Origin of the sequence: Streptomyces griseocarneus (assembly GCF_014655595.1) — a bacterium.
GTDB lineage: Bacteria > Actinomycetota > Actinomycetes > Streptomycetales > Streptomycetaceae > Streptomyces > Streptomyces griseocarneus.
This window is the reverse complement of the sequence record NZ_BNBL01000001.1, coordinates 672,172-684,822: the sequence shown is the minus strand read 5'-3', so window position 1 is coordinate 684,822 and position 12,651 is coordinate 672,172. Positions and strand designations below refer to the sequence as shown.

Below are 12,651 nucleotides of genomic sequence, written 5' to 3'. Positions count from 1 at the left end.
CGGGTGGGTCGCGAGCTGTTCACCTGCCACAACAGTATCTGCTGTGTCAGATATTTCCGCGGCACGAAGATTTTTTCCCGGCCGCCTTGACCTCAAGATCGGTTGAGGTTCTACGGTCCCAGTCATGCACAAGATCCTGGTGACCGGCGCGACCGGCAATGTGGGCAAGCACCTCGTTTCCTCCCTGGCCGCGGCGGGGTTCGCGGTACGGGCGCTGGTGCGCGACCCGGCCGGGGCCACGCTGCCCGACGGGGTCGAGGCCGTCCGCGGTGACCTCTCGGACCCCTCGACGCTCGGGCCGGCGCTGCGCGGCGTGGAGAGCGTGTATCTGATGTGGCCCGGCATTCCCGTGGAGCCGCGCACGGTGGAGGCGGTAGCCGGCGCCGCCCGGCACGTGGTCTATCTGTCGACCGACGTGACCGACCTCGCGGAGGGCGAGCAGGCCACGTGGTACCACCAGGAGATCGAGCGGCTGCTCAGGAAGTCCGGGACGGACTGGACGTTCCTGCGGGCCATCGACTTCGCCACGAACGCCCTCGCGTGGGCCGGCCAGATCCGGGAGGGCGTCGTCAGCTGGCCGTACGGGCAGGCCGCGAGGTCGCTGATCCACGAGCGCGACATCGCGGACGTGGCCGCGCACGTCCTGACCACGCCGGGGCACCACGGGGCCCGGTACCTGATCACGGGGCCCGAGGCGGTCACCCACGCCGAGCAGGTGCGGATCATCGGCGAGGAGACCGGGCGCGAGGTGCGGTGGGAGGAGCTGCCGCCGGAGACGGCGCGCGAGCGGCTCACGGCGGCGTGGGGGAACGCGGAGTTCGTGGACGGCAGGCTGAGGGCCTGGGCGTCCTTCGCCGAAACGCCCGAGCGGGTGACCGACACCGTGGAGCAGCTGCTCGGGCGGCCCGCGCGGACGTTCCGCTCGTGGGCGCGGGACCACGCGGACGACTTCCGTCAGTGACGGATCGTCCGGGACGGAAACGGATCGCCGGGGCCGCCCACGGGGGTGTGGCCCCGGCATCCGCCGCCGCTGCGGCTACTTCAGCGTGTACTCGCAGGGCTTCGGCAGCTTTCCGTCCTGGTTGTCCGCGACCTTCTTCCCGTCGACGGTGATGACGCAGGACGCGGCCTTGAGCATGCCGTCGGCGCCCTTCACGGAGCCGGGGACCACGGACACCAGGCTCCCGACCTGCACCTCGGCGCCCTTCAGGGTGACCTTGGCGGTCTTCTTCCACGGCAGGGACACCTGCTCGCCGCCGTTGTGGTCGCCCAGGTTGTAGTAGACCTGCGTCGAGCCCTCGCCCGTCACCTCGATGGTGACCTCGCGCGTCGGGCCCACGGCCAGGCCGCCCGGCTTCCCGTCGCCCTTCGGCTTCGCGGACGGCCGGTCGGCGGCGGCGCCCTTCGCGTTCCCGTCCTTGCCGCCGTCCCCGCTCTTGTCGCCCCCGCCGCAGCCGGTCAACAGGACGGCGGTCACGGCCAGGGCTACGGCGGTGGCTGACTTGCGCATGCTTCCCCTCACGAACGGAACCGGCCCGGATGATCACCCGGGCCGACCGGGATCATAACGAGCCCACGACTCGTCCTCCCCACCCGCCGCCCTGACCCCGCCCATGTCCCTTGTGTGCCGGGCGCGTTCGGTTTCCGTCTCGAAAAGGCAACAGGCTGAGCCGCCGAACGATCGGACCCGTACTCCGAGGCGACCGTTCCGGACGACCGACGACCGGAACCAGACATCAGGGGGATCCATGTTCCACCAGCGCGCAGCCGCCATCGCCGCCCTCGCCGCCGCCGGCGCCCTCGCCCTGACCGCATGCGGCTCCGGCTCCGGCCCGGGCGACGCCGGCGGGGACAAGGCCACCTCATCGGCCGCCGCGCCCGGCCCCGACGCCCGCAACGCCGCCGCCGGGGAGGGCGGCCGCTCCGGAGTGGGCGACCTGACCTTCCTCAGCGGCACGGCCGAACGGAACGGCGCCCGGCCCGGGACGGGCGACTGGGCCGCCAAGGCGGGCGGCGCCGCGAAGCCCGAGGCCCGCTCCTGGGTCCAGCTCACCGCCGGCAAGGCCGGGGCGCTGAACCCCGTCGTCGTCAACGGCGCCGGACTGACCCTCTACCGCTTCGACAAGGACTCCGCCAACCCCTCGAAGTCCACCTGCAACGGCGAGTGCGCCACCACCTGGCCGCCGGTGCTCATCGCGCCGGGCGGCAAGATCTTCGCCGACGGGGTGAAGAAGTCCGCCCTCGGCGTCATCAAGCGCGACGACGGCACCCACCAGGTCACGATCAACGGCTGGCCCGTCTACCGCTTCGCCAAGGACGCCAGGCCCGGCGACACCAAGGGCCAGGGCGTGGGCGGCACGTGGTTCGGCGTGACGCCGGACGGCGGGAAGGCGGGCCGGGGCGGCGGGTCCGGGAAGCCGGCCGACGGCGGGTCCGGGAAGCCGGGCGGCGGCACGAAGGCCCCGGCCACCAGCGTCGTCCTCTTCGACGACAAGGACTTCGCCGACAACGGCGCCCAGGGCCTGGCGGGCAAGGGGTGCCAGAACGTCTTCCGCGACAACGTCGCCTCCTCGCTGACGACGAACGGCACCCTCAAGATCTGGAGCGAGGCCGACTGCAAGGGCCGGTCCAAGGTCGTCGACGGGGACGTGGCGGACCTCGCGGCCATCGGCTTCGGCGACACCGTCTCGTCCGTGTTCTTCGGCTGACCGCTTCGGGGGCCGGAAACGGCAAGGGGTCGCGGCTCGTACGAGCCGCGACCCCTTTGTATAAACCCCGATATGCGTCCGGCGGTCAGGAGGCGGCCGCTCCGGCGGTCTCGGCGCTACGCGGCGCGGGCACCGGACGGCCGGCGGCGCCGGGCACGGGGTCCGCGTCCGGCAGCCCGTCCCGGTGGGCCCGGACACCGGCGCGTACCGCCCAGAAGTAGAAGCCCACGGCCGACACGGCGACCAGGGCGATGTCCGCACCGCCCGGGATCACGCCGTGGCCGCCGAACTCGGTGCTGCCGAGCGCGGACAGCAGCGCCAGCCACAGCAGGAAGGCGGGCATCCACCAGGCCGGGGCGAACTGCCGGCGCAGGCTCCCCGCGCCCCGGCGGCGCAGCACGAGCGCGGCGATGGGCACGGAGACGAGGGTGAGCAGGGCGACCTTGCCGGTGTTGGGCCACTTCGACCAGTACAGGGCGCAGGCCGCGAAGGCGAAGGTCACGGGGCAGAGCACCGTGGCGGCGGGCAGCCGGAACGGACGGGGCAGGTCCGGCTTGGTCCGCCGGAAGACGCCGACCGCGATCGGGCCCATGAGGTAGGAGACGACCATCGCGGCGGAGACGACGCTCGCCAGGGCCTCCCAGCTGTGGCCGACGGTCAGGAGCAGCAGGACGGAGAAGCCCAGGTTGAGCCACATGGCGGGGCGGGCGACGCCGTAGCGGGGGTGCACCTCGGCGATCTTCTTGGGGAAGAAGCCGGTCTCGGCGAGGTTCTGGGCCAGGTACGCGGCCGAGGCGACGTTGCCGATGTTGGCGCCGTTCGGCGAGATGAAGGCGCCGAACTGGAGCATGGTGACGACCCAGTGCAGCATCAGCAGCTTGGCGAGGTCGGCGAAGGGGGAGGCGAAGTTCACGCCGCTCCACCCGCCGGCCTCGGCGAGCCGCTCCGGCGGTACGGCGCCGAGGAAGGCGACCTGCAGGGCGAGGTAGATCACCAGGCCGAGGGAGAGCGCGCCGACGAGGGCGAGCGGGATGGCGCGGCCGGGGTTCTTGGCGGCGCCGCCGAGGTTGACGACGGCCTGGAAGCCGTTGAAGGCGAAGACGACGCCCGAGGCGCTGACGGCGGTGAGCACGGCGGACCAGCCGTTGGGGGCGAAGCCGCCGTGGGCGGTGAAGTTGCCGGTGTGGAAGCCGGAGGCGATGAGCGCGCCGACCGCGAGGACCGGGATGGCGAACTTCACGAGCGTCAGCAGGTTGTTGGCCCGGGCCAGCAGCTCGACCGACCAGTAGCAGGCCAGCCACAGGGCGACGGTCAGGAACAGGGCCATGCCCATGCCGGTGCCGGTCAGCCGGCCGTCGGCGACGAGGCCGCGGGCCCAGCCGAAGCTCCAGGAGGACATGTACTGCGTGCCGGCGATGGCCTCGATGGGGATCAGCGAGGCGGTCGCGATCCACACCGCCCATCCGGTGATGAAGCCCAGCACCGGGCCGTGCGAGATGGAGCCGAAGCGGGCCATGGCCCCGGGCAGCGGGTAGGCGGCGCCGACCTCCGCGTACGACATGGCGATCATGCCGATGAAGACGGCGCCGATCACCCAGGCGACCAGCGCGGCGGGGCCGGCGACCTGGGCGGCCTGTCCCGCGCCGAACAGCCAGCCGGAGCCGAATATGGACCCCAGGCCGATCATGATCAAGGCGAAGAGGCTGAGGCCCTTCCGAGGGGCCGCGCTCAGATCCACGAGGTGTTTTCCGTTCTGCCTGGAGACCAAGACGGGAAGCCGTCGCCTGCCGGGCCGGGCAGAGGGTCACCGCCCGCACTGCGCACCGGCACCGGACGCGAACGCGTCGGTCTCGCCGGAAACGGCCGCCGGGAACGGACACCGGGCACGGCCGAGGACACAGGAGCGACGCCCGACATACTACGACAACCGCTGGTAACCCCCTCAACGGAGCCCGCCGCGACCGGCCGCCGCGCCCCTCGGCCCCGCACCCTCCGGTATCAGCCACGGGTCAGAGCGGTGTCAGAAGGGGCTGGCAAGTTATCCCGTGTCAACGGCATGGGAGACCGAGCCGATGCCTCGGTCCACCATCGAGGCAGGGAGTTCCACTTGCGCACCGATTACAAGATCGTGATCATAGGCGCCGGAATGGCGGGGCTCGCCATGGCGGCGCGCCTGAAGCTGGCCGGGGAGACCTCGTTCGTCGTCCTGGAGAAGGCTGACTCCATCGGCGGTACCTGGCGCGACAACACCTATCCCGGAGCCGCGTGCGACGTTCAGTCGCACCTGTACTGGTTCTCCTTCGGCGAGCAGCCGGACTGGAGCCGCGTCTACGCCACGCAGCCGGAGATCCTCCGCAACATCGAGCTGTTCGCCGAGCACCACCAGCTGCACGAGCACATCCGCTTCGGTACGGAGGTCACCACCGCCTCCTGGAGGGAGGAGGACCGCACCTGGCTGGTGCGCACCGGCACGGGTGACGAGATCCGGACGGAGGTCGTGGTGACCGCCTGGGGGCAGCTCAACCAGCCCTCGTACGGCGGCCTGGAGGGGCGCGAGACCTTCGCGGGCCTGTCCGTGCACACCGCCCGCTGGCCCGAGGACCTCGACCTGACGGGCAAGCGCGTCGCCTGCGTGGGCAGCGGCGCCAGCGCCGTGCAGCTCGTCCCCGCGATCGCCGGACAGGCCGGGCACCTGACCGTCTTCCAGCGGTCCCCCAACTACCTGCTGCCCCGGATGGACCGCGCCCTCGGCGACGAGGAGCGGCAGGCCCTGCGGGACGACCCGGCCGGCTACACGTCGCTGCGCGACTCGCTCTACCACGAGCGTGACCGGTGGGCGGCCGGGCTGTCCCTGGAGAGCAACCCGGTCCGCGAGGAGTTCCAGCAGATCTCCCTGGACCACCTGGCGCAGCAGGTCCCCGACCCGGAGCTGCGCGAACGCCTGCGGCCCGACTACGAGTTCGGCTGCAAGCGGGTCCTCATCGCGGACGACTACTACCCCGCCCTGTTGCGCGACAACGTCGACCTGGTCGACACGGCCGTCGAGCGGATCGAGCCGGAGGGCGTGCGGACCACGGACGGGCGCCTGCACGAGGTCGACGTGATCGCCTATGCCACCGGCTTCAAGTCGCTGCTGGTGGCCGGCGGAGTGGAGATCGCCGGGCGCGGCGGCCGATCGCTGCGCGACGCCTGGCGGGAAGGGCCGGAGGCGTACCTCGGCACGACCATCAGTGGATTCCCCAACCTGTTCATGCTCTACGGGCCCAACACCAACCTCGGGCACCACTCCATCCTCTTCATGGTCGAGTCGCAGATCGACTACGCGGTCCGGGCGATCGAGGCGCTGGCGGAGCACTCCGCCGCCGCCTTCGACGTCCGCCCCGAGGTGATGGCGGAGCACAACGACAGGCTGCAGGAGCAGCTCACGCGGACGGCGTTCGCGGGCAGCTGCACCAGCTGGTACAAGACGGCCACGGGCAAGGTGGTCAACAACTGGCCGGGCAGCATCGAGGACTACCGGCAGGCGACCAAGGACTTCACCCTGGCCGACTACGAGATCCTGCGCACCCCGTAGCGCGTACGGCGCCGGAACTCCCGCCCGGCGCACACGCAGAAGGCCCGGCCGCACCTCCTCGGTGCGGCCGGGCCTTCGTCGTGCGCGCCGGGCCGGTCAGCCGGTCGCGGCCGCCCCGGCGAGGAGCTCCTCCCGTACGCCGCGCCGCAGGATCTTGCCGCTGGGGTTGCGCGGCAGGTGCTCGGCGAAGTCGTAGGTCGTCGGGATCTTGAAGTCCGCGATCTGGCCCTTGAGGAAGACCAGCAGTTCCCTGACGGTCACCCGGGACTCGGGTGCGAGCACCAGGCGGGCGTGCACCGACTCGCCCCAGCGCTCGTGGGGCAGGCCGATCACCGCCGCCTCGGCCACGGCCGGGTGCCGGGTGAGGGCGTTCTCGATCTCGGTCGGGTAGACGTTCTCGCCGGCCACGATGATCATGTCGTTGACGCGGTCGTTGACGTAGAGGTAGCCGTCCTCGTCGAGGTAACCGGCGTCGCCCATGTGGATCCAGCCGTCCACCACGGTCTTGGCGGTGGCCTCCGGCAGGCCCCAGTAGTCCACCATCCGGGCGGGCGTGCTGACGCAGATCTCCCCGGTCTCGCCGGGCGGCAGCTCCTGCCCCTGCCGGTCGACGATCTTCACCTTGATGCCCGGGTACGGCTTGCCCGCGGCCCTCAGCCGGGGGCTGCCGGGGACGTGGTCGGCGGGCGGCAGGCAGACCGCGAAGTTGCCGGTCTCGCTGCTGCCGTAGATCTGCAGGAAGTCGCAGTTCATCCGCTCCAGGCAGCGCGCCAGGAGGGTCTCGGTGATCGGCGAGCCGCCGTAGACCACCTTGCGCAGGGAGTTCAGGGCGCCGCGGGCCGCGGACGGCTCGGCGAGCATCATCTGCAGCATGGCCGGCGCCACGATGGCGGTGGTGATGCCCAGGCCCTCGATCAGGCGGACCGCGTCCGAGCTGATGAACATGGGCATGGAGACGACGGTGACGCCGGCGTTGAAGCCCTGCATGGCGTACGAGAGCCCGCCGATGTGGAACCCGGGCAGGCCGAGGAGGCTCTTGTCGCCCTCCTTCCAGTCGAGCCAGTCGAGGCCGTGGGAGTCCATGGCCTCGGCCACGTTGAAGAAGCTGCGGTGCGGCAGCACCACGCCCTTGGGCAGGCCGCTGGTGCCGCTGGTGTAGATCTGCGCGACGGGGATCCCGTCGTCGCCCGAGGGGGCGAGGTCGTCGTCGGGACACTCCGCCTTGCGGGCGGCCAGCCCGCCGGGGGCGGCCCCCGCCGGGCCGAACGGCACCACGGCCTTGAGCCCGGGCAGCCGGTCCCGGACCTTCTCGGCGACCGGCAGGTGCTCCTCGTCGACCAGGAGCAGCTCGGTGCCCGAGTCGCGCAGGATGTGGTCGACCTCCTCGGCGGTCAGCCGCCAGTTGACGGGGACGAGCACGGCGCCGGTCTTGGCGCAGGCGAAGGCCGCCTCCCAGTACTCCTCCGACTCCTTGCCGAGGTAGGCCACGCGGGAGCCGGGGCCGACCCCGGCGGCGCGGAAGGCGTGGGCCGCGCGGTTGCTCTCCTTGTGCAGCTGTGCGTAGGTGACGACGCGGCCCTCGCAGAGGACGGCCGGCTGGTCGGGCCGCACTCCGGCCTGGTGCGCGATGACGCCGTCCAGGGTCCGCGGACGGGCTGGGTCCATGGGCATGTCCTTGTCCGTTCCGTTCGGTGGGGTGGCAGGGCCGGTGCCGCTCACGCCGCCTGCTCGAGGCCGGGACCGAGCAGCCGGTCGATGTAGTCGGCCAGCAGGTTCACGCTGGGCTGGTCGAACGCGATCGACACGGGCAGGGTGACGCGGAAGGTGGACTCCAGCGCGTTCTTGAGCTCGACCGCGTTGAGGGAGTCCAGGCCGAGGTCGGCGAGCTCGGCGTCGGGCTCCACGTCCTCTGCGGCGAACTGCAGGACGTCGGAGATCCGGGCGCGCACCATCGCGTTGATGGCGTTCAGCCGCTCCTGCTCCGGGACGGTCAGCAGGGCTGCCAGGTCGAGGACCGGCGAACCGCCGTCGGCTCCGGGGCGGTTCGTCCTGAGCTCGGTGTACAGGGCGTTCTCCGGCCGGCGGGCGATGAAGCGCTCCCAGTCGCAGGCGCCGACCATGATGTGGGAGCCCTCGCGCTCGAGGAGGCCGGGCAGCGCGTCCATGGCCTCGGCGGGCTCGAGGAACTTGATGCCCTGCCCCTCCCAGCTCCTGATCAGTGAGCTGCTGAGCTTCCGCTGGGGGTCCACGGCGGCCCAGGGGCCCCAGTTGACGCTCAGCGAGGGCAGGCCCCGGCTGTCGCGCCAGGCCATCAGGTCGTCGAGGAAGGCGTTGCCGGCGCAGGAGTTGGTCTGCGCGGTGGCGCCCAGGAGCGACGCGGCGGTGGAGTAGCCGACGAAGAAGTCCAGCTCGGGCATCGAGGCGGTGGCCTCGTGCAGCAGCCAGGCGCCGAAGACCTTGGTCCGGAAGACCACGTCGAGGCTCTCCCAGGTCTGGTCCGCGACCGGGATGTCGGCGACCGTGCCGGCCGCGTGGACGATGCCGCCCACCGGGTGGCCGCCCTCGGCCAGTGCGGCGGTGACCCGTACGACGTCCTCGGCCGAGCCGATGTCGCAGCGCGGTGCCACGACGCGGACGTCCTCACCCAGTTCCAGGGCGGCCAGTTCCCCGGCCGTGGCCCCGGTGCGGGTGAGGAAGGCCAGGTGGCGGGCGCCGAGGCCGACGAGCCGCCGGGCCGTGGTCAGGCCCAGGGCGCCGAGGCCGCCGACGATGACGTAGGTGCGGTCGGCGCGGATCGAGACGGGCGTCTCGCGTCGCGGCCGTTCGCCCGGTGCGCAGCGGCGCAGCCGCCGCACCCAGCGCTCCTGGTCGCGGTGGGCGAGCTGGGCCTCGGAGTCGGCGGCCGCCAGCCACTCGCCGACGAGCGCCTCGTGGCCGGTGCCGCCGGCCGGGAGGTCGACCAGGGTCACCTGGTATCCCGGGCACTCGACCGCGAGCGCCCGTCCGAACCCCCAGAGGGTGGACGCGGCGGGCACCCGGTCGCCGGGCACGTCGCCGGGCAGCTGCTGGGCGCCCTCGGTGATCAGCCACAGCCGCTGGTTGCGGCCGAAGCGCGCCTCGCCGAGCGTGCCCAGGACGTCGAGCAGGTCCCGGTAGTTGGCCTCGCACTCGGCGCGCAGCCGCTCGGTCTCCCCGGCCGTGCCTCCGGCGTTGCCGGGGGCGCCGAGGTCACCGCGCCAGAACCAGCACAGGTCGGTGGGCGGTTCGTCGCGCAGCAGGGCGGACAGGTCGCCGGACGACTCCGCGAAGGTCAGGCGTACGCCGGCGTCGGCGGCGCTCCCGGCCAGGTGCGGGTACCGCTCGGCCGTACCGCCCAGCACCAGCACGTGGCGCGGTCCGCGGCGGGTGTCCGGCAGCGGCTGCCGGTCCCAGTGCGCCTCGTAGAAGAGGTGGCGGTCCTTCTCCCGCTCGGCCTCCGGAACGCTTTCGGCCCGCCATGCCTCCTCGGCCTGCCGGCGCTGCGGCGTCGGCAGCCAGTACGGCTTGCGGTCGAAGGCGTACGCGGGCAGGCCGGCCTTCCGGCCCGGGCGGCCCTGGTGGTAGCCGGTCCAGGAGACGGGCAGGCCCGCGGAGTACAGCTGGGCCAGCGAGCGGCGGATGCGCTCCGCGTCCTGGTCGCCCCGGTAGGTGCTGCTCAGCCACAGGTGGCCGGGGTCGGCCGCGCAGTTGCGGGCGAGGGACGTCAGGGCGCTCGAGGGCCCGACCTCCACGAAGGCGTGCCGGCCGCGCTTCTCCACGGCCGCGATGCCGGCCTCGAAGTCGACGGGGGCGACCAGGTGGTTGACCCAGTAGTCGGGAGTGGCGATCTCCGCCGCCTTGGCGACCTGGCCTGTGACGTTGGAGACCAGCGTCATGTTCGGGGTGCGGAAGCGGATGGTCTCCAGGACCGCCCGGAAGTCGTCGAGGATCCCGGACAGCAGCGGAGAGTGGTACGGCACGGCCGACGGCAGCACCGTGAACTTGACGCCCTTCTCCGTGAGCACCCGGCCGACCGCCTCGAGCGAGTCCCGGCCGCCGGACACCAGGCACTGGGTGGGGCCGTTGATCGCGCCGATGCCCAGGTCCGGGTACGGCTCGAGGAGCGGCGCGATGTCACGGGCCGGCGCTCCCACGGCCGCCATTCCACCGGGGGCGGACACCGACTGGCTCAGCCGTCCCCGCTCGGCCACCAGCCTGGCGGCGTCCTCGAGCGAGAACAGGCCGGCGACGGCGGCCGCGGCCACCTCGCCGAGGCTGTGGCCGATCAGCACGGAGGGCCGCAGTCCCCAGGAGAGCCACAGCTGGGCCAGGGCGTACTCCAGGCTGAACACGGCGGGCTGGGCGTAGCGGGCCTGGTCGATCAGGCCGGGCGCCGCGCCCTCCCCGGTCTCCTTGGTCTCCTTGTCGGTGCCGGCGCTCTCGCCCTCGCCGAACATCAGGTCCTTGAGCGAAAGGCCGAGGAGCGGTGCGAAGAGCCGGTCGCACTCGTCCAGGGCGTCGCGGAAGACCGGGTACTGGCGGTAGAGGGCGGCGCCCATACCGGTGTACTGCGAGCCCATGCCGGTGAACAGCAGCGCCACCTTGGGGACGCCGGTGGTGGCCTGGGCGTCCGCCTGTTCCAGGTGCTTGTCGAGCAGGCGGGTGATGTCGCGGTGCTCGCGGACGGGCGCCGCGATCCGGTACTTGAAGTGGGCGCGCCCGGTGTTGGCCGTGCGGCACAGCTCGGCGACCGGCCGGTCCTGGTTCAGCTCCAGGTACTCCTTGTAGCGCTCCGCCTGCGCCCGCAGCGACTTGCGGTTCTTGGCCGAGAGGGTGAAGACGCCGCCCTCGGGCTGCGCCGCGTCGGTCCCGGTGACGGCCGGGGCCTCGGCAACGGCCGGGGCCTCGGCAACGGCCGGGGTCTCGGCAACGGCCGGGGCTTCCTCCACGACGACGCTCGCGAGCGTTCCCGTGACGCCGAAGCCGTTGACGAGCGCGCGCCGGGTCGCGGCGGCGGGCCAGGGGCGGGCCTCGGTGGGGATGGTGACCGGGGCGGTGGCCCAGGCGATGCGCCGCGAGGGGTTGACGAAGTTGAGGTGCGGGAAGATCGTGCCCTCGCGCAGCTGGAGGGCCGCCTTGATGATCCCGCCGACGCCGGCGGCGCCTTCCATGTGGCCGATGTTCGTCTTGAGCGAGCCGACCACCACGGGGTCGGACGGGCTGTGCGACTCGGCGAAGACGTCGCTGATGGCGCCCATCTCGGTCGGGTCGCCCAGGGCCGTGCCGGTGCCGTGGGCCTCGACGTACTGGATGTCGGCCGGCTCCAGGCGGGCGCTGGTGAGCGCGGCCCGCAGCACGGCCTCCTGGGCGGCGCCGTTGGGCGCGGCCAGTCCGGCGCTCTCGCCGTCCTGACCCACCGCCGAACCGCTGATCACGGCGTGCACGGTGTCGCCGTCCCGCCGGGCGTCGGAGAGCCGCTTGAGCACCAGCACGCCGCAGCCCTCGGCACGGCCGTAGCCGTCCGCGCTGTCGTCGAACGACTTGCACTGCCCGTCCGGGGCCAGCATGTTGCCCGCCTGGAGGACGCTGTTGCCCAGCGCGTTGTGGATGACGTTCACCCCGCCGCACAGGGCGAGGCCGCACTCCCCGTTGCGCAGCGCCTGTACGGCCAGGTGGGCGGCCGCCAGCGACGAGGAGCAGGTGGTGTCGACGGTGAGGCAGGGGCCGCGCAGGCCGAGGAAGTACGACAGCCGGCCGGAGACGCCGCTGTGGCTCAGGCCCGGCGCGAGGTAGCCGTCCACGTCGGCGGAGTCGAGGTCGGTGGCCTCGAAGATGTAGTCCAGGGTGGTCACGCCCATGAACACGCCGCTGGTGCTGTGCCGCAGGGCGGCCGGGTCGACGCAGGCGTGTTCCAGGGCCTCCCAGGCCGTCTCCAGGACCAGGCGCTGGTGGGGGTCGATGTAGACGGCCTCTTTGGGGGATATGTTGAAGAAGGCGGCGTCGAACCGGTCGATGCCGTCGAGGAAGCCGCCGACCGGCCGGTCGCGGTCCTGGCCCGAGGCGGCGCCGGGGTCCGGGTCGAGGTGCCTGCGGTCTTCGGGCAACGGCCGGATGCCGGATTTCCCGGCCCGCAGGAATTCGGTGAACCCCGGGACATCGGTGTTGCCTCCGGGAAAGCGCAAGCCCATCCCCACAATGGCGATGGGCTCGTACTTCTCACGCATCAGCTCACCGATGAGCTCGTCTTTCCTGTGAATCTCCTCGAGGGCTTTCCGAAGCTCTTCCCGGGTCGACTCGTTGATGCTTGACACTATTGTTCTCCAGTCCTGGGACGTCCGCCGCAGGCGGCCC

7 protein-coding genes are annotated in these 12,651 nt (G+C 72.3%); 3 read left to right on the top strand and 4 right to left on the bottom strand.

What is annotated here, in order from left to right:
- The first annotated feature begins 124 nt into the window (after positions 1–124).
- Positions 125–961, top strand: a complete 837-nt coding sequence (locus IE295_RS02940; protein WP_190061799.1) for an NmrA family NAD(P)-binding protein — start codon at positions 125–127, stop codon at positions 959–961.
- A 75-nt stretch (positions 962–1,036) separates the two neighbouring features.
- On the opposite strand, the gene IE295_RS02935 is transcribed toward IE295_RS02940, so the two are convergent.
- Entirely contained in the window at positions 1,037–1,510 is a 474-nt protein-coding gene (locus IE295_RS02935; protein ID WP_190061798.1) for a hypothetical protein, read from the bottom strand.
- Positions 1,511–1,748: 238 nt separating this feature from the next.
- On the opposite strand from IE295_RS02935, the gene IE295_RS02930 reads away from it, so the two are divergent.
- Positions 1,749–2,708, top strand: a complete 960-nt coding sequence (locus IE295_RS02930) for a COG4315 family predicted lipoprotein (RefSeq protein WP_190061797.1) — start codon at positions 1,749–1,751, stop codon at positions 2,706–2,708.
- An 85-nt stretch (positions 2,709–2,793) separates the two neighbouring features.
- Here the strand turns inward: IE295_RS02930 and IE295_RS02925 are convergent, their stop codons facing one another.
- Positions 2,794–4,446 (bottom strand): APC family permease, encoded by a 1,653-nt coding sequence (locus IE295_RS02925; protein ID WP_190061796.1) that lies wholly within the window; start codon positions 4,444–4,446, stop codon positions 2,794–2,796.
- Positions 4,447–4,815: 369 nt separating this feature from the next.
- Here IE295_RS02925 and IE295_RS02920 point away from each other — a divergent pair, with 369 nt between their 5' ends.
- The gene (locus IE295_RS02920) at positions 4,816–6,282 is read left to right on the top strand and encodes a flavin-containing monooxygenase (protein ID WP_224323211.1); all 1,467 of its coding nucleotides are present in this window, start codon (positions 4,816–4,818) and stop codon (positions 6,280–6,282) included.
- Positions 6,283–6,378: 96 nt separating this feature from the next.
- Here the strand turns inward: IE295_RS02920 and IE295_RS02915 are convergent, their stop codons facing one another.
- Together IE295_RS02915 and IE295_RS02910 are read right to left on the bottom strand one after the other, a co-directional pair.
- Complete coding sequence (locus IE295_RS02915; RefSeq protein WP_224323210.1) at positions 6,379–7,947, bottom strand: long-chain-fatty-acid--CoA ligase; 1,569 nt, start codon at positions 7,945–7,947, stop codon at positions 6,379–6,381.
- Between the two features lie 50 nt (positions 7,948–7,997).
- A complete protein-coding gene (locus IE295_RS02910; RefSeq protein ID WP_190061793.1) occupies positions 7,998–12,524 on the bottom strand; it encodes a type I polyketide synthase in 4,527 nt (1,508 codons plus the stop codon).
- Between the last annotated feature and the right edge of the window lie 127 nt (positions 12,525–12,651).

What these genes read in the sequence shown, in the direction of transcription:
- IE295_RS02940 (WP_190061799.1), top strand. Translation starts at nt 125, where the DNA reads ATGCACAAGATCCTGGTGACCGGCGCGACCGGCAATGTGGGCAAGCAC.
- IE295_RS02935 (WP_190061798.1), bottom strand. Translation starts at nt 1,510, where the DNA reads ATGCGCAAGTCAGCCACCGCCGTAGCCCTGGCCGTGACCGCCGTCCTG.
- IE295_RS02930 (WP_190061797.1), top strand. Translation starts at nt 1,749, where the DNA reads ATGTTCCACCAGCGCGCAGCCGCCATCGCCGCCCTCGCCGCCGCCGGC.
- IE295_RS02915 (WP_224323210.1), bottom strand. Translation starts at nt 7,947, where the DNA reads ATGGACCCAGCCCGTCCGCGGACCCTGGACGGCGTCATCGCGCACCAG.
- IE295_RS02910 (WP_190061793.1), bottom strand. Translation starts at nt 12,524, where the DNA reads ATGCGTGAGAAGTACGAGCCCATCGCCATTGTGGGGATGGGCTTGCGC.